At 51.7% G+C, this 16,683-nt stretch carries 15 protein-coding genes; 5 read left to right on the top strand and 10 right to left on the bottom strand.

What is annotated here, in order from left to right; translation table 11 throughout:
- Positions 1-15: 15 nt before the first annotated feature.
- From THS27_RS06040 to THS27_RS06025, 4 genes are all read right to left on the bottom strand, one after another.
- On the bottom strand, positions 16-2,250 hold the full coding sequence (locus tag THS27_RS06040; protein WP_246832864.1) for an LPS-assembly protein LptD: 2,235 nt from the start codon (positions 2,248-2,250) through the stop codon (positions 16-18).
- 4 nt (positions 2,251-2,254) lie between these two features.
- A complete protein-coding gene (lptG, locus tag THS27_RS06035) occupies positions 2,255-3,358 on the bottom strand; it encodes an LPS export ABC transporter permease LptG (RefSeq protein ID WP_085588922.1) in 1,104 nt (367 codons plus the stop codon).
- Positions 3,355-4,473, bottom strand: a complete 1,119-nt coding sequence (gene lptF / locus THS27_RS06030) for an LPS export ABC transporter permease LptF (RefSeq protein WP_085589174.1) — start codon at positions 4,471-4,473, stop codon at positions 3,355-3,357. Before lptF ends, lptG begins: the two co-directional genes overlap by 4 nt.
- A gap of 239 nt (positions 4,474-4,712) precedes the next feature.
- Positions 4,713-6,527: an acyl-CoA dehydrogenase gene (locus THS27_RS06025; RefSeq protein ID WP_085588920.1), complete on the bottom strand. Its 1,815-nt coding sequence runs from the start codon at positions 6,525-6,527 to the stop codon at positions 4,713-4,715.
- Between the two features lie 322 nt (positions 6,528-6,849).
- On the opposite strand from THS27_RS06025, the gene THS27_RS06020 reads away from it, so the two are divergent.
- Complete coding sequence (locus THS27_RS06020) at positions 6,850-8,406, top strand: S41 family peptidase (RefSeq protein ID WP_246832862.1); 1,557 nt, start codon at positions 6,850-6,852, stop codon at positions 8,404-8,406.
- A 117-nt stretch (positions 8,407-8,523) separates the two neighbouring features.
- Here the strand turns inward: THS27_RS06020 and THS27_RS06015 are convergent, their stop codons facing one another.
- The 3 genes from THS27_RS06015 to THS27_RS06005 form a co-directional block, all read right to left on the bottom strand.
- Positions 8,524-9,393 carry an NAD(P)-dependent oxidoreductase gene (locus THS27_RS06015; RefSeq protein ID WP_085588916.1) on the bottom strand — a complete coding sequence of 290 codons (870 nt, stop codon included), beginning with the start codon at positions 9,391-9,393 and terminating at the stop codon, positions 8,524-8,526.
- 224 nt (positions 9,394-9,617) lie between these two features.
- The gene (ppk2, locus tag THS27_RS06010) at positions 9,618-10,784 is read right to left on the bottom strand and encodes a polyphosphate kinase 2 (RefSeq protein ID WP_246832861.1); all 1,167 of its coding nucleotides are present in this window, start codon (positions 10,782-10,784) and stop codon (positions 9,618-9,620) included.
- A gap of 116 nt (positions 10,785-10,900) precedes the next feature.
- Positions 10,901-11,254 carry a DUF1127 domain-containing protein gene (locus tag THS27_RS06005; protein WP_139835491.1) on the bottom strand — a complete coding sequence of 118 codons (354 nt, stop codon included), beginning with the start codon at positions 11,252-11,254 and terminating at the stop codon, positions 10,901-10,903.
- 132 nt (positions 11,255-11,386) lie between these two features.
- On the opposite strand from THS27_RS06005, the gene THS27_RS06000 reads away from it, so the two are divergent.
- Positions 11,387-12,364 (top strand): transcriptional regulator GcvA, encoded by a 978-nt coding sequence (locus THS27_RS06000; protein WP_085588912.1) that lies wholly within the window; start codon positions 11,387-11,389, stop codon positions 12,362-12,364.
- Between the two features lie 36 nt (positions 12,365-12,400).
- Here THS27_RS06000 and THS27_RS05995 read toward each other — a convergent pair whose 3' ends face one another.
- Positions 12,401-12,817, bottom strand: a complete 417-nt coding sequence (locus THS27_RS05995) for a DUF1489 family protein (protein ID WP_085588910.1) — start codon at positions 12,815-12,817, stop codon at positions 12,401-12,403.
- A gap of 206 nt (positions 12,818-13,023) precedes the next feature.
- Here THS27_RS05995 and THS27_RS05990 point away from each other — a divergent pair, with 206 nt between their 5' ends.
- The 3 genes from THS27_RS05990 to THS27_RS05980 are packed head-to-tail and all read left to right on the top strand — an operon-like array spanning position 13,024 to position 15,499.
- The gene (locus THS27_RS05990; protein WP_085588909.1) at positions 13,024-13,317 is read left to right on the top strand and encodes a DUF2849 domain-containing protein; all 294 of its coding nucleotides are present in this window, start codon (positions 13,024-13,026) and stop codon (positions 13,315-13,317) included.
- A gap of 12 nt (positions 13,318-13,329) precedes the next feature.
- Entirely contained in the window at positions 13,330-14,985 is a 1,656-nt protein-coding gene (locus THS27_RS05985) for a nitrite/sulfite reductase (RefSeq protein WP_085588907.1), read from the top strand.
- Entirely contained in the window at positions 14,972-15,499 is a 528-nt protein-coding gene (locus THS27_RS05980) for a DUF934 domain-containing protein (RefSeq protein WP_085588905.1), read from the top strand. Before THS27_RS05985 ends, THS27_RS05980 begins: the two co-directional genes overlap by 14 nt.
- Before the next feature lie 146 nt (positions 15,500-15,645).
- Here THS27_RS05980 and THS27_RS05975 read toward each other — a convergent pair whose 3' ends face one another.
- Together THS27_RS05975 and THS27_RS05970 are read right to left on the bottom strand one after the other, a co-directional pair.
- Positions 15,646-16,437 carry a CbtA family protein gene (locus THS27_RS05975; RefSeq protein WP_085588903.1) on the bottom strand — a complete coding sequence of 264 codons (792 nt, stop codon included), beginning with the start codon at positions 16,435-16,437 and terminating at the stop codon, positions 15,646-15,648.
- A 27-nt stretch (positions 16,438-16,464) separates the two neighbouring features.
- Positions 16,465-16,638: a CbtB domain-containing protein gene (locus THS27_RS05970; RefSeq protein WP_085584033.1), complete on the bottom strand. Its 174-nt coding sequence runs from the start codon at positions 16,636-16,638 to the stop codon at positions 16,465-16,467.
- Positions 16,639-16,683: the final 45 nt, after the last annotated feature.

The raw sequence follows: 16,683 nt of genomic DNA, 5'->3' as shown, positions 1-16,683 counted from the left end.
AGGTCTCATATTCTGTTAAAGTCCTGCTTGCGAGGCAAATTCGCCCAATGTCTTAAAGACGAGACGGAAGATGATTTCGTCGGATTGTCCAAGATCCTGATCCTGGTAAAATGTCCGGCGGACACGTCCGTCAAAGAGAAAGCACTCGTCTTCGTACTCAAAGCCGATGCCGTATTCAAGGGGGTCGGCATCCTGATCCATGTCGAAACGCCCATAAGCATTGCCTGACCAATGGTCGTCAAAGCGATGCTGTGCGTTGAAATACAGCTCTTCACGGTCGTTAAATTCGTCGGATCCGGCATTTTCAGATAACTGCAAATAACTAAGGTCAAGGCGAAGAATGCGTTCTTCACCCACCCCGGCAGCCAACTGATTGCGGCGCGGTGAAAAGTCATTATTGTCGAGCCGAAAGCGATAGGTCAGGTCTACATACTGGTTCGGCGCGACCGTGATGCGACCGACATAGTCTGAAAGATGTTTATCAAGGCCGGAACCTTCCGCAAAGGTACCATTATCAGCCAGACGATAGCTTTGACCGAACAGGGCATTGGTATAGCCACCATTTGCGCCATACACCCCCCATTCCAGCCCATAACTTGCACGTAGCCCGTCTTCGGTTTTATCCAGTCCACCATAACGGTCATGGGAAAACAGATTAATGTCGTCAAATTCAAACGACTGGGAATCTTCGTTGGGAATTTCGTCCGGGTTGCCACCATTGGGTGACCATGCAACCATTGCAATCGGTTTGATGACCTGATGGTAGCCACCTTCGTCGCGGACAAAGGGCATATTCCAGTCAATCGCGGCGAGGGGAACGGTCCGCCCGACATAGCCGGTGTAATCGGATTGGCCGTCGCGGGTGACGTTGTTTACCATGTAGCTGTCACCCCGCATGGACAGGGTTAGTTTGGTAACATCGCCATACGTGCCAATATGTGGAAGTTCCCAGCCAACTTTGCCCGACAGACGATTGGAATCGGCCCCGGTTCGCCGTGATAGGGACAGGGCATCCAGATCAAAAGTGGTATAGGAACCATTGGGGTTGGTATCACCACGACCATGATACTGGGCATGAGGCAAGACAAGCGGGCTGGTGGCACGATTGTCTTCTTCTTTTAAGCCCTGGAAATAATATCCGTCGATACGTCCATAGTTCTGACCTGAAAAACGTTCGCCAAACAAATTCGAGGTTAGAACCGACGGTGAGCCAAAGCCGTAGCGTGACATATATGTTTTGCTTGATGCCTGTTCAGCATCAAAACCCCAGCGCCAGTTATTGTCGATATCAAAACGACCCCTGGCATCAATATGCCCTTGCCAGCCATCGTCACCACCTTCGGTGATACTGTCGAGAATGTCCAGATTGCCGGTATCGAACTTGCGGCGATACTGGGATGCAAGCACGGGGCCCTTATCTGTTGTGATAATGGGACGCAATGTCAGATCGCTGGATTTATCAATCGCCCAGTAATAGGGCAGTTCAAAACGGCTGCCGACATAACTGGTGCTGCCAAATGTGGGGGCCAATATACCGGACCGGCGTTTAACGGTCGGGTCAGGATGGCTGAAATAGGGGCTGTATAAAATAGGTATGCCTTCAAATTCGAGACGGGCATCCTGATATTCGATATTTTGCCCCTGTTGGTCATGAATGACACGGGCAGCGCGAATGCGCCATAAAGGCGGCTTTTCGGGATCATCAGCACAGACATTGCACGGCGAATAAACGGCTTTTGCCAGTTCGGTGAAATTGCCTTCACTACGGCGCGCACCTACACCAGCCAAACGGGTATGGTCATCGATCAGGATATAAATATCCTTGATGATGCCTTCCTTGAAATCGCCGGTCAGTTCAACATAATTGGCAAACATAACCTCGCCGGTTGGTTCAAGCAGTTTGACATTCCCACTGGCTGAAACCACGTCATTGGTCATGTCATAGCTGACCGTGTCGGCCATTAAAACCCGGTTGTCGCGCGAGATTTCAACATTGCCGCGCGCCGTAACCGTTTTTAAATCGTCGCTGTAATCAACCTCGTCGGCCGAAAAAAGCAACTGGTTTTCTTTTTCTGCCGCCGCATCTGTTTTGTCACCCGTGCTACTATCCCGGGTGCTGGTTTTTACGGTTGGCTTCGCTGCGTCTGTGCCCTGAGCGTATGTGATAACAGGCGTGGTCATTGTAATAATGCCCCCGATCATGCCCCATACAGCCAGTGCTTTCAGACTTCCCCCTGACAAGTCCGCCATCTAGTTAGCCATCCTCCAGATGTAACAATGTTGATATTCCCAGCAATGCAGAAATACCAGCTGGTGCCCAAGCTGCCAGGGCCGGAGGCAAGCCACCCGAAACACCCAGTGCAGAAGCAACGTCGGTAAAGAAATACAACAGAAATCCCGTGGTAACACCACCACCGATAACAAGAGAGACCCTGCGCCGTCGAGAAAATTTAAGACAAAATGCTGCCGCGATCAAAACCATGGCGCATAATAAAAGCGGTCGGGATAGCAGGCTGTTGAAGTGGATGCGATGCCGTTTGGCATTGAAACCGGCGCGTTCAAGCAAATTGATGAACGGCTTTAGGTCCCAGAACGACATGGTATCGGGCGAGGCAAAACTGTCCTGGATTTTACGCGCGGTCAGATTGGTCGGCAGTTCCATGTCTTTGGTAAAAGTGCTTTTTTGTCCCGGCACAAAGCTCCAGGCATCATAGAAATGCCACAAGCCGGGTTCCAGAACGGCCCGGGCTGCATCAATGCGTGATGTGAAATCATCCAGATTTTCAAACCGGAAGACAGTTACTTCGCGTAAATCGATGCGCTCTTCTTCCTGGGACTGAACCGTCCGGGCAAAAATAACAGCCTGGCCTTTTTGTGTGCCCTGGCGTAGCCACAACCCGCTAGATGACAGGTTCATCACACTCGTCACACCTTTGAGATAGCGGGCATCGAGTTTTTCGTATTTTTGGAGCAGAATGGATGAAAGCGGGTTCAGTGCGGTCATCTGGATGGTGCCGAGCAAGAAAGCACACATAAGGGGCGGGAGCAAAAACTGCCATGCCGAAACCCCGGCGGCCCGGGTTACAACCAGTTCCTGATTGCCGGTCAGTTTCCAGAATGAATACATCGACCCGAAGAGCACGCCAAACGGCAAAACCTTTTCGGTCATGAATGGAATGCGGGCCGTGGCCATTTGCAAAATGATGGTCATGGTGGCATCGGGACGACTGCTGGCACGGCGCAAAAGTTCGATCACATCGCCAATAAAAATCAAACCGACCAGCAAAACCAGAATGGCAAGAATGGAAAATAGCACATGGCGACCGAAATACCACGTTAGAATGGGAGAGACCCTCATGCGCGGGATCCTTCTTCGTGGTCTTCCGGTCCTTTGTTATCTTTGCGTGCCAATGTAATTTTAGGCCCCCTGAAGGTCCAGTACAGGCCGCCGACAATAGGTAGCAGCACGTTTATATACATCAACACAATGAAGGCCGGGTTCTTAGCGGCAATGTTCTTAAGCGCAATCGACATGGCTTCGCAGCCAACCATCATGGCAATGGCAATGAGCAAGCGCGAATGTTGCGTGCGGCGGGAAAAACTCCCCGATACCAGAACAGCAAGTGCCAGTGATGCAAAGCCCAGGGCGTAAAGCGGCGAAATAAGCCGTTCATGCCCTTCTGCGCGGTATTTTCTGATGTCCTGGGGCTGGATATCGGGCGGGTCGGCGGTCAGCAAGTTGCCAACACTGCGCTCGCGTGCCTCAAGATATCGCAGAGACGGATCATCAATATTTTCGGCAATATCAACGGCATAACGGTCAAAATACAGGATGGACATCGTGCCGTCCGTGGTGTTGACTTCCTGACGGTTGCCATCCAGCAGCACAATGCGCGGGCCTTTATCGGTGCGAACCAGCGCACCATTTTTGGCCATCATGGTGCTTTGCGCGTTGGGATTACGGGCATCATGAACAAGAATGCCCATCAATTCGTTATCCTGCCCGACTTCGCGCACATAAATCGTTAACCCGTCAATATCGGTAAAGCTACCTTCCTGCAACAGCACCGAGGAATAGTCATTTCGGATGGTATATTGCAGTTCCTTGAATTGACGATAACTGTAGGGAAGATAATAGAGCGTTAAAAAATAACCTACTGCTGCCACGCCAATCGCCAGAAAAATAGCAGGTTTTGCCAGCGCCCACTGGCTAAGCCCGGCCGAACGCATGACGATCAGCTCACGATCCTGAATAAGTTTGTTGTAGGTAAAAACCACAACAAAAAACAGGGCGATCGGTAAAATGATCGTCAGGAAGCTGGGCAGCAAAAGCGAGGTTAAATGCAAAAAGACCGAAATCGACAGACCCCGGTTTACAATCATTTCAACAAAACGCAGGCTTTGCGACAGCCAGATGACACAGAGCAAACCCAGTGTCACAAAAACCATCATGATAAGCTGCTGTTTGAGCATATATCGGGTTAAGCGATTCATCGGGCGGATTATAGAGAAGCCGATAAAAACAGAAACAGGAAATTGGCCGAAAATTTCCGTATTTTTTTGGTTTTACGCAATTGAAGGCTTGCTTGCCGGTTTCGGGCTGTTTTGCCGGGCGTTACAATGTGATTTTGAGGGCAAGGTTATTGTTCTCCGCCACGAAGATGCCATGATCCGGGGATCGGGCAATTTCGTGGCGGGGGATTGTTTGGGTGCTAGTTGGCAAAGCTGACTTCAGGATCGACCATGCTGGCGCGAAAGACTGAGGTAAATGCGGGATCAAGGCAGTTCTCAACCTGGGCGGCCAGCATCGCGCATTCGGGCATGATCTGGGTCAGGTAAAAACCGGTTGATGCCGTTTTTTGTGTCAGAAAGGCAGATGAGAAACCTTGTGGTTGGCTCAGGGCCGTTGCGTGCGATTTGCACATTAACCAGCCACCACAAATAGTGGCAAAAAGTCGCAAATAGGGACTGGCGACGGCTTGAGCCATGTCGGGTGCATTTGCACATTGGTTCAGAATGTTTCTGGTGCAGGCTTCAAGTTGTTTAATCGCCTGTTGAAACCCTGAAAGGGCAAATGCCATATCCGGTGTTGCGGCAGCAATATTTTCGCAGTCATTTTTTATGTCGTTAATCAGTTGCGTGGCGGTTTGGCCCTGGTCACGCAGGAGTTTCCTGCCAATCAGGTCGAGGGCCTGAATGCCGTTGGTACCTTCATAAATTGGCGCGATCCGGGCGTCGCGTAAATGTTGGGCCGCGCCGGTTTCCTCAATAAAACCCATGCCGCCGTGGACCTGAATACCAAGCGAGGCGTTTTCAACACCGAGGTCGGTGGACCATGCCTTAACCATCGGAATTAGCAGATCGGCACGATTCTGGGCATTTTTCTGGTGTTCAGGGTCCGGGTGATGATGGGCGATGTCCATCTGGCTTGCTGTATACAGGGCCAGTATTCGTGCGGCTTCGGTACTGGCACGCATCCGTAGAAGCATCCTTGAAACATCAGGATGATGAAGGATAGGGCAAGGGGTTCCGGTGTTGGTATCACGTCCCTGAATTCGGGTTCGTGCGTAATCAAGTGCTTGCTGATAGGCGCGCTCGCCAATGGCAATGCCCTGTTGCCCGACGGCAAGGCGCGCATTGTTCATCATGGTGAACATGGCAGCAAGGCCCTTGCCTTCTGCGCCTACCATCTGGCCAATCGCGCCGTCGGTGTCACCAAAAGACAATACCGCTGTCGGGCTGGCATGAATCCCCAGCTTGTGTTCAAGCGAGACAGTATGGATATCGTTACGCGCGCCAATAGCCCCCTGATCGTCGGTTAGAAATTTGGGCACAATGAACAGGGAAATGCCGCGCACACCTTCGGGTGCGTCGGGGGTGCGCGCCAGAACCAGATGAACGATATTTTCCGTCAGGTCGTGGTCGCCATATGTGATGAATATTTTTTGTCCATGAATGCGCCAGTTACCGTCATCATCAGGAACAGCACGGGTTCGCACCTGGGCAAGGTCGGACCCTGCCTGGGGTTCGGTCAGGTTCATGGTGCCAGTCCATTCCCCTGATATAAGGCGGGTAAGATATAAGTCCTTTTGGCCCCCGGACCCATGGGTGGTGAGCAGTTCGATCGCACCAGCGGTTAACATCGGGCACAGGGCGAACGCCATATTCGCGGAATGCCAGAATTCGGCAACGCTGGCCCCCACCACCAAGGGCAGCCCCATGCCACCATGCTTCGGGTTTGCTGCAATACCTTGCCAGCCGCCTTCCTGAAACAGGCGATAGGCATCTTTCCAGCCATCGGCCGTTTTTACCGTGCCATCGGCCAAAATTTGGGCGCCCTGCAAATCGCCAACACGATTAAGCGGGGCCAGGTGACTGGCGGCAAGTTTGCCTGCCTCGTCAAGAATGGCATCAATTGTATCGGCTGTGGCCTCGGCAAAGGCGGGCAAGGCCGAAATTTCTTCAAGACCGATAACATGATGAAGAATGAAACGGATATCGTCTATTGGCGGCGAATAGTCAGTCATGAAAAATGACGTCTCCTGAAAATGTGAGCCGCCCGCTCGGATGTGCTGTGGTCTTTTGTGCCCCAGCATCAATTGTTATTTACAGCATAATAAAGCCCGAACAGGATTTCGAGTCCATATTGTAGTTTGGTACGCCTGCACGATGAAAAGTACCAGCCTGATACTGTGTCCGTGCAATTAAGTGCCCATATAAGGCCATCGATATATTGCCATGCCGCAATTAGGATATATTTGTCTTTAAAATATCAGGTTCCGGGTCGCGTTTATGCGATGAAGGATATAATGTCTGATTAAGTTTGAATTTAAGTACAAGGAGCAGGCGGTGCTGCGAAAGGGAATTTTACCAATCGTTTTCGGGATTATCATTGCATTTGCCGGAACGCGATTGGTGGCCTGTGCCGGTCCGGTTTGGGCCAATCAGGATGAGCAACGCTTCCTTGATGCCTATCGTGACTATGTTGACGAGAACGCAACAGAAGATCAGCTGGATCGGGCAGATAGCCTGTTTATCGAAACGGTACAGGTGTTGCGTGAAACATATGTTTTTGATGTCGATACGGCCAAATTTGTTGATGACGCGATAGCATCTCTGCCCAAACTGGAAACCAAGGACCACTCGCCAGATAATATTGTGGGTGAAGCCCTTGATCAAAGCCTGCATGACCTTGACCCGCATAGCGCCTATATGTCGGAAGATATGTTCAAGCGTTTGCAGGAAAGCACGGAAGGCAGCTTTGCCGGTGTCGGCATTGTTATTGCCCAGGATGAAGACAAACAGATCCGCATTGTTTCGCCAATTGATGATACGCCTGCCGCACGTGCAGGATTGCAGCCAAATGATCGCATTACCCGGATTGACGACCATGACATGAAAGGCCAACCGATTGCCGAGGCCGTTCGGCTTATGCGGGGCCGGGTTGGCGAGCCGGTAAAACTGGGCATTTTGCGCAAGGAAAAGACGTTTGATGTCACGATCAGGCGTGCCAAAATCGAGGTGCCCTCTGTCACTGCATCTATTATCGATAATGACATTCCCTATGTGCGGGTGTCGCGGTTTGATGCCAATACGCTCGAGCAAACCCAGGATTATTTGCAGGAATTAAAAGATAAAGTCCGTAATCCGCGCGGCATCATTGTTGATTTGCGCCGTAATCCTGGTGGCTTGCTGGATTCTGCTGCCGACCTGGCCGACCAGTTTTTGACCAAGGGCCTGATTGTTGCGACAGAAGGCCGTGGTGAGCGCAAAATGCGCACCTACGAAGCGGACCGCAGCAGTTATTTTGACGGTACGCCGATGGTGATTTTGCTCGACCGCGGTTCGGCATCCGGTGCGGAACTGATGGCGGCTGCCCTGCGTGAAAACGGGCGCGGTATAATTATTGGCGAACGGTCGTTTGGGAAAGGGTCGATGCAGCGGATTATGCCGCTTTCGGGGGGCGGTGGTGTTAAAATCACCACCGGATACTATACCACCCCGGAAGATCACATTGTGCAAGGCAATGGCGTGGTGCCAGATATTGAAGTGCAGTTAAAAGACGCTGAAGAATTTGACCGCGAAATTGACCTTGCCCATGCCCTGCCGCCGCGTCGTCGGGACCCGCGTAAAACAATTACCACGGTGCAGGCCGATAAATGTGCTGCCAATATCGAAATCGAACGGTTGGGTAATGCCGGTTTCCACCCGGAAGACCAGGCCCCGAACCCGCAAACCGACGAAATCGAACCACAAGATGGCGATAAAACGACAGATAACGCCGAAGCAGACAAGGCTGAAACGCCGCATGACGAGGTTCTTGAATGTGCCGTTGGCTATTTCAATAATGGTATGTTGGCCCAGTATCGTGCCCAGGTGGAACCCCTGTTACGCGCTGGCCTGTAAAAGATTTGCCGGAAAGAAATCGGTAATGTCATGAAAAATGGCGGCATTTTCGGATGCCGCCATTTTTGTGGTCAGATTGCATTTAACGGGTGAGGCCGCCGGGGAGACCGGCCGTGATCAGGGTTTTGCCAGAAGGTCGATCAGGCTGGAGGTATCCCAGCGGTTGCCGCCACGCCCCTGGACCTGGGCGTAAAACTGGTCGACAAGGGCCGTGACGGGCAAACGGGCACCATTGCGACCGGCTTCATCCAGGCAAATTCCCAGATCCTTGCGCATCCAGTCTACAGCGAAACCAAAATCAAATTTGCCATCTACCATCGTCTGGCCGCGATTTTCCATTTGCCAGCTTCCGGCGGCCCCTTTGGAAATCACATCAATTACCCTGGTCATATCAAGGCCGGCCTTGTTGCCAAAATTCATGGCTTCGGACAAGCCCTGCACCAGGCCGGCAATACAGATCTGATTGACCATTTTAGTCAATTGTCCGCTGCCGGTTTCGCCCATCAGTTTACAGGACCGGGCAAAGGCATCAATGACGGGGGCGGCCTTGTCAAACGCAGTCTGGTCGCCGCCGCACATTACGGTCAAAACACCGTTTTCGGCACCGGCCTGTCCACCGGAAACAGGCGCGTCGATCATTGAAACATCCTGCCGGGCAGCCAGTTGGTAAAGTTCGCGCGCAACATTGGCCGATGCCGTGGTGTGATCCACCAATATCGTTCCGGCAGACATACCTGCCAGTGCGCCATCGGGACCGGTAATAACGCTGCGCAAATCGTCGTCATTGCCAACGCAGCAAAATACAAATTCTGCATCTTTCGCAGCTTTGGCCGGGGTTGCGGCAAGCGTGCCGCCAAATTCTGCAGCCCATTTTTCGGCCTTGGCGGTGGTGCGGTTATAGACCGTTACGCTGTGGCCCGATTTCTGAAGATGCCCGGCCATTGGGTATCCCATAACACCCAAGCCGATAAATGCACATTTGGCCATGATACAGCCTCCCGTTTTAAGGTTTTTCCTGTGCCTTATAAAGGCCGGGGGGCGGGGCCTTGTCAATCGGTGGCTGTTTGTACCCGCTGTTTGGTTGACAGAGATAAGCAAGTTTCCGGCAGCAAAGCGTCAACTCAACAGGGGTCAGGATATCATGTGTAGAAATGGTTCGCCGGGTCAGGGGCAGTTTGACACAACCCCTGACCGTCAAAAAATTATATTGTTCAGTCGTCGATGCCCAGTTCCTGGTCAACATTGCGAACAATGCGCGGATCATAGTGCAAAATGTCGGGCAGTTTTCCCTGATAATCGAATTGGGACAGGAAATAGCGAATGGCATTAATGCGGGCGCGCTTTTTATCGTCCGATTTAATGATTACCCATGGGCAGGCCTGGGTTGATGTGGCGTAAAACATTTCCTCCTTGGCCTGGGTATATTCATCCCACAGGTTTTGCGAAGCCAGATCAACCGGGCTGAGTTTCCATTGTTTTAGCGGGTCTTCCTGGCGCTGGGCAAAACGGCGTGCCTGTTCATCCTTGCTAACCGAAAAATAGAATTTGGTCATCGAGGTGTGCGAGCGCAGCAACATGCGCTCCAGTTCGGGAACGGACTGCAAAAATTCGCTAACTTCAAAGCGGGTGCAAAAGCCCATTACCCGTTCGACCATTGCCCGGTTATACCACGACCGATCAAACAGCACGATTTCACCGCCTGAAGGTAAATGTTGCATATATCGCTGAAAATACCATTGCGTCACTTCGCGATCATTGGGTTTGTCCAGCGCAACAACACGGGCACCACGCGGGTTCAGATGTTCGGTAAAGCGTTTGATGGTGCCACCTTTTCCGGCGGCGTCGCGGCCTTCAAAAATGATCAGTGCCTTGACCTTTTCACTTTTGACCCAGTTTTGAAATTTCAGAAGCTCTATATGTAGCGGCGCGATCAGTTCCAGATATTGTTTGGTTTTGATTTTTTCCAAAGGTTCATCCGGAGAAGCTGGCAGGTCAGGGGGCACACTCACGTTTTTATGAACAATATGTACCGCACGCTTTTCCACCGTAGAGACTTCTTTTTCATGTTTCTTGGTGTCTTTACGGGCCATTTCTACGTCATTCTTTCTTTGGTTTTCGGCATCCCGGGCGGATTTGGTCTTTGGTTTTTGGGCATGATGGTGATCGGGTTTGCCATCATCAAGCTGTTCCATGGTCAGGCTTTCGGCATCCAGCAACATGTGATCGCGGGTTTCGCTATCAAGGTCGCGTAAATCCGGGTTCAGGTTCGCATGGCTACGGCTATGCTGTGTTTTGTGAAGCGCGCGTTCCAGCTGGGGGGCGCCATGGTCTTTGGCCTTTGGCGTTTTTTCCGGCGTCGGCTTTTGCTTTTTCGCCATGTTCAATCCTTTTCCCGGGGCACAGGACAGGCGGGCAAGAAGGTGGTGTTGCCCGCCTGATGTGAATGTCTTGTTACAGGATACGTATTGTTTCCACGTAACCGCAAGGAGACAGATCAATTCTTCAAATGAATGTGCCAATGATATGATTTTTCATATTCATTGTTGATATCCGATTGATGCAAACCGATATCGGCCAACTGATAATCGGTCATATATTCGGGCTGCAGCGGTTGTCGTTTATCGGGCCACTTTTGTGCAAGATACAGTGACAGGCGGTGGAAAAAGCGGTTCACACTGTCAAGAAAATCAGCGTTATTATGATTTCCCAGGGTTGTTTTGTCGTTGGGTTTGGCGTTGTGGGCGGTAGCATGGCTAATGAGTGATCTTCGCATCATGGCGAAAACCTCCTGTTCCTTTGGTCGCCAATTGTTGGCGTTGAAATTGGTGTGATTTAATTTTTCGACCAAAAAACAGCAGGTGACAAATCATACATTCTCAGCCTAAGTATTAGTTTGGCTAATGATGAATTTTAGATGTCTAGTGAACGTGGCGGTGTTTGGACATGTTCATGCCTGTTTTGTTAAAGTGAGAGCCCGACCATGAGATTGCCCCCGTTGCAGGCCCTGCGTGCGTTTGATGCCGCCGCCCGGCATTTAAACTTTACCCGCGCCGCCGAGGAGCTTTTTGTGACCCAGGGTGCGGTCAGCCAGCAAATTCGCCAGTTGGAAGAATATTTGGGATTTCGGCTGTTTTTTCGCTTGCCGCGCCGCTTGCAGTTAACCGATGAAGGGGAGCGGCTGGCACGTGCCACCAGCGAAGGTTTTACCCGCATTGCTGGCGAAATTGAAAGCCTTCTGGCAGTGGAAGAAGCCGGGGTGGTGACGGTAAGTGTGCTGCAATCCTTTGCTGTGAAATGGCTGATCCCGCGTCTGGGGCATTTTCGCGCGGAACATCCCGATATTGATGTGCGTATTCACGCCGATGACCGGTTGGTTGATTTTCGCACTGAAGGGATTGATTTGGCCGTGCGCTTTGGCCGGGGGCATTATCCCAATCTGCATACAGAACGTTTAATGCGCGACGAGGTTTTCCCCGTTTGCAGTCCCGATTATCTGGCCAATAGCCCGATATTGCATGTACCGCAAGATATTGCAGGGCACCAGTTGCTGCATGATGCAACCTCGGATCCGAGCCTGCCGCGTGCTGCCGACTGGCAGTTTTGGCTGGATGGGGTTGGGGTGACCGGCATTGATTTACGTCGCGGGTTGCGGTTTAACAGCGGCGATATGGTGATTCAGGCTGCCTTGATGGGGCAGGGGGTTGGGGTTGCGCGCACATCTTTGGCCGCACAGGATTTGAAGGCGGGGTTGCTGGTGCGGCCATTTCCACAAAAAGTGGTATCAAGTTATGCCTATTATGTGACCTGCCCGGAAGAAAACCTGAACCGTCCTCGTGTGATGGCGTTTATTCGTTGGCTTAAAAAGGAAGTTGAAGCCACCCTGAAAGATATTGAGGAAAACCAGCCGGGCTTGTCGGCCGGACAAAAGCTGGTCCCCGGAGTGATTTCGCAGGATTAGCTTTTATCAGGCCCGTTGCACCATAGCGTTTCCGTGTCAAATCAGGCCCAGATCGCGCAATTCCATTGCCATATCTTCGGGCAGGGCGTCTGTATTGCCACCGGCTTTGGCATCGGGCGGGGTTTTATCTTCGGCCAGATAACGCCAGCCCTGAAAAGCCCGATGCGGATAGGCCGCGGTTTCGATCAGGTTGTCGTCCAGAACAATGCGGCAATGTTTAATGCCGGCTTCATCGGTAAATTCTTCGAGATCAATGACGCGTTGACGGCACCGGATGGCCCCTTTGATAACCCAATAAATGGACCCTCCGTCTAGAACATCGTCGCGGCGCTTGGGCGTCATGCGGGTGGTATGATAAATGCGCCCATAGGTTTGGCGCATATATTCCTGCCATTGGCGCAGGGTTTCCGGGCTTTCAGTGCCAACACTTAGCTTGATAAGGTTCTGGGGCATGGTTCGATCTGCTGTTATTTGCAGCTGTTGACCTAGCGGAGGGCGGGGTGATCGTCAAGTTTCTCGAAAAATAACAAATAATAAATGTTATTTAAGGTATTTAACAAAAAAACTTGACCAATAACGCCCGATCAGCCAAATTCCACATAACAAAAGCCCGGTTCAATGCGGGCACCCATGAGAGATTTACTGTCTGAGAGAACCCAATGTCCTTGCAAGTTGTTACGGCAAACCGGCTTGATGATGGCCTGGCGGTCTTTATGACCGCTGATGACGGATGGAGCACCGACCTCCGTGATGCTGTTTGCGCAGAAGATGCCCCGCAAGCGGAAGCCTTGATGGCGCGCGCCGATACCGAAAAGCAGCAAGTAACGGTTGTTGGCCCGTATCTAATTGATGTTGCGCAGGAAGATGGTGTGTTGGTGCCCACCAAATATCGTGAAGTGTTGCGCACATTAGGGCCAAGTGTTCGGACCGATCTTGGTTATCAGGCGGGATAAGGAGGGTACATTATGTATCGTTATGACGATTTTGACCGCCAGCTTCTTGCGGAACGCACTGCGCAGTTTCGCGACCAGGTTGCCCGGCGTATTTCAGGCGAACTGACCGAAGATCAGTTCAAACCCTTGCGCCTGATGAATGGTGTTTATTTGCAGTTGCATGCCTATATGCTGCGTGTTGCCGTGCCTTATGGCACCATGAACGGCGAACAGATGCGCAAGCTGGGCTATATTGCGCGCACATATGACAAGGGTTATGGCCATTTCACCACCCGGCAGAATATCCAGTATAACTGGCCAAAACTAAACGAAATTCCCGATGCGCTGGCCGATCTGGCAACGGTTGAAATGCATGCCATTCAAACGTCGGGCAACTGCATTCGCAACACAACGACCGATCAATATGCCGGTGCCGCCGCCGACGAGATTGAAGATCCGCGCCCTTATTGCGAACTGATCCGTCAATGGTCGACCTTCCACCCGGAATTTACCTATTTGCCGCGCAAGTTTAAAATTGCGGTTACCGGCTCGCCAAATGATCGTGCCGCGGTGCGCGTGCATGACATTGGCCTGCGGATGCACAAAAACGATGCTGGTGAAACCGGGTTTGAAGTAATCGTGGGCGGCGGATTGGGCCGGACACCATTTGTTGGTAAAACCGTTCGCGATTTTATCGGCAAGAACGATTTGTTTTCGTATCTGGAAGCCATTTTGCGGGTTTATAACCGTTTTGGCCGCCGCGATAACAAATACAAGGCACGTATCAAAATTTTGGTTCATGAAGTTGGCGTTGATGAAATTCGCCGTCTTGTTGAAGAAGAATGGTCAAAAATCAGGGACGGTTCCTTGCGTGTAAGCGACGACGAAATTGCGCAATATATTGCCCAGTTCGCACCGCCCGCGTTTGAGGAATTGCAAGCCAACGATCCCGAATTTGAACGCCGCAAACAAGCCCACCCCGATTTTGCTGCCTGGGTGCGGTCCAATGTGATTGCGCACAAACAGCCCGGTTACGCGATTGCCAATATTTCGCTTAAACCGATTGGCGGTATTCCCGGTGATGCCACGGCCGACCAGATGGAACTGGTGGGCGATCTTGCCGATCAATACAGCTTTGGCGACGTGCGTGTGACCCATGAACAAAACCTTGTTTTGCCGCACGTTAAAAAGGCCGATCTATTTGCCCTGTGGGCTGAATTGAATAGTGCCTTATTGGCAACGGCCAATCTGGGTTTTGTCACCGATATTATTGCCTGCCCGGGGCTCGATTATTGCGCCCTGGCAACCGCACGGTCGATTCCGTTGTCGCAGCGTATTTCCGAACGGTTTGGCGACCTGGAACGTCAATATGATATTGGCGAGTTGAAAATCAAAATTTCGGGCTGCATTAATGCCTGTGGGCATCATCACGTTGGGCATATCGGTATTTTGGGTCTCGATAAACGCGGCAAGGAATTTTACCAGATCACACTGGGCGGTGATGCCAGCCAGGATGCCTCTATTGGCAAGATTGCCGGTGCCGGTTTTTCCGAGGCCGAAGTTGTTGACGCGATTGAAGCGCTAATTACCCGTTACATTGACATTCGCACGGTTGGCGAACGTTTCATCGATACCTATCGCCGTGTTGGCATGGACCCGTTCAAGGAGGTGCTTTATGGCGATCGTTAAAAATGACAGCGTGATCGAAAATGAATGGGTCACGCTGGATGATGAAAGTTCCATTCCCGAAAGTGGCACCAATGTTCTGGTTAGTCTGGGCCGCTTTAAGGCCGAACGTGACAGCCTGATTGCGCGCAATGGCGGACTGGGTGTGTTGCTGGTACCCGGTGACGCACCGGAAGATCTGGCCGAGGATATTGATCGTTTTTCGCTGATTGCAGTTAAATTCCCGGCCTATACCGATGGGCGCGGATATTCCTATGGCCGCGTTTTGCGTGAGCGTTATGGCTATGCCGGGGAAATGCGGGCCGTTGGTGATGTGCTGCGCGATCAGATTTTGTATATGCATCGTTGTGGTTTTGATGCCTATGAACTGTCTGACGACGATGAAACTGCCCTTGAAAAAGTGCGTGCAGCCCTGCGGGATATGACGGTTTATTACCAGCCGACCGGTGATGGTCGCGCGACGGCAGGGTCTTTGCGTGATCGTCGTCGGGCTGTTCTTGACGATGCGACGTCGTAAGATATTCGATATAAACTGCCGACTGAACCTTGAATGGGCACCTTTTGGTGTCCATTTTTTTATATACCCCCAAATAAAAATGCACCCTTCAAGGATGCATTTTTTCGTGGATTTGGGATGAGAAATGCGTGGTCGTCTGCCCGATATTATGTCTGCGATAAAGGCCTGCGGGCCAGAAACGCGCAGGACAAACCGCCCAGAACCAGCCAGAAAGCCGCGCTGGTTATAATTGACGCTATGGCAAATTCGGCGGCGAGTTCAGCGGGCAGGGCACCGCCAAGGGCTTCCTCGACATGTGGTGCCCCATATATATGGGGGGTGATAATGGCGACCAGGCCAATCAGCTTATAAACCCAGCCTTTGCCAAACGCGATCAGGGCCAATCCTGCTGCACCGCCAATGGCAGCACTTAACCACCATATCTGACGTGCTTCAAGCGGGGCCGCCACCGAACCGGGCAATTCGGGCGGAAGACCCAGAGCTGGAAAAAGTGAAAAAGCCATAAAACCGCCCATTCCCCATATCATGCCCTGGCGAATGGTGATGTCTTTACCGCGCAATACAATACCGGCACATAACAACAGGGCATAACCGACACCAATTACGATATTGGCGAGCAAAGTATAGGAAACCCGTTCAAACCCGTCTTGTGGTGCCCAGGCATTTTCATCGTGATGATGCTCGCTCGCTGTTGTTGCGGCGTGATCATGGTCGGTATTGTCTGTGGTGCCAGCATGGTCATGAGTATGGTCATGACCTGCGATGGATATATCATGGGGGGCAGATGCCGGTTCCGGTGTTGCTGCGCCGGCGTCCATTTCCTCGTAGGTTTCAGCCTCAAGGATAAGAGGGGTGACTTTTAAATGCTGGGCAGCGGAAATAAACACACCACCAAGCACGCCCGCGAAAATCGCAGCGAACAGGATACGTTGGATCATGTCAAAGACCTTTTGGGAAGGTGTGCCTTAGTGGCAGGGAAACGCAAAAGCATGGCGCCCGTCGTGGGCGGCATTATGCAAGGTATTGGCACTGGCAAAACCGGCCCCATACAACAAAACCCCGCCCAGTACCATTGCCACGGCGGCAGCGGCAATACGCTGGCTTATTCCCAAAGATACTGTTTTGGTTGCTGTCGTCATTTTCAGAAAACTCCCTCCGAGTTTTTGTATGTCCCGAATGGCTAA

It is taken from the genome of Thalassospira sp. MCCC 1A01428, assembly GCF_002115825.1.
In the GTDB taxonomy this organism is placed as follows: domain Bacteria; phylum Pseudomonadota; class Alphaproteobacteria; order Rhodospirillales; family Thalassospiraceae; genus Thalassospira.
This window is presented reverse-complemented; position numbering and strand designations above follow the sequence as displayed.

Coding starts and splice junctions, on each gene's coding strand:
- lptG (WP_085588922.1), bottom strand. CDS start 3,358: ATGAGGGTCTCTCCCATTCTAACGTGGTATTTCGGTCGCCATGTGCTA.
- lptF (WP_085589174.1), bottom strand. CDS start 4,473: ATGCTCAAACAGCAGCTTATCATGATGGTTTTTGTGACACTGGGTTTG.
- THS27_RS06025 (WP_085588920.1), bottom strand. CDS start 6,527: ATGACTGACTATTCGCCGCCAATAGACGATATCCGTTTCATTCTTCAT.
- THS27_RS05980 (WP_085588905.1), top strand. CDS start 14,972: ATGGCGATCGTTAAAAATGACAGCGTGATCGAAAATGAATGGGTCACG.
- THS27_RS05970 (WP_085584033.1), bottom strand. CDS start 16,638: ATGACGACAGCAACCAAAACAGTATCTTTGGGAATAAGCCAGCGTATT.
- THS27_RS05995 (WP_085588910.1), bottom strand. CDS start 12,817: ATGCCCCAGAACCTTATCAAGCTAAGTGTTGGCACTGAAAGCCCGGAA.
- THS27_RS06000 (WP_085588912.1), top strand. CDS start 11,387: ATGAGATTGCCCCCGTTGCAGGCCCTGCGTGCGTTTGATGCCGCCGCC.
- THS27_RS06040 (WP_246832864.1), bottom strand. CDS start 2,250: ATGGCGGACTTGTCAGGGGGAAGTCTGAAAGCACTGGCTGTATGGGGC.
- THS27_RS06015 (WP_085588916.1), bottom strand. CDS start 9,393: ATGGCCAAATGTGCATTTATCGGCTTGGGTGTTATGGGATACCCAATG.
- ppk2 (WP_246832861.1), bottom strand. CDS start 10,784: ATGGCGAAAAAGCAAAAGCCGACGCCGGAAAAAACGCCAAAGGCCAAA.
- THS27_RS05990 (WP_085588909.1), top strand. CDS start 13,024: ATGTCCTTGCAAGTTGTTACGGCAAACCGGCTTGATGATGGCCTGGCG.
- THS27_RS05975 (WP_085588903.1), bottom strand. CDS start 16,437: ATGATCCAACGTATCCTGTTCGCTGCGATTTTCGCGGGCGTGCTTGGT.
- THS27_RS05985 (WP_085588907.1), top strand. CDS start 13,330: ATGTATCGTTATGACGATTTTGACCGCCAGCTTCTTGCGGAACGCACT.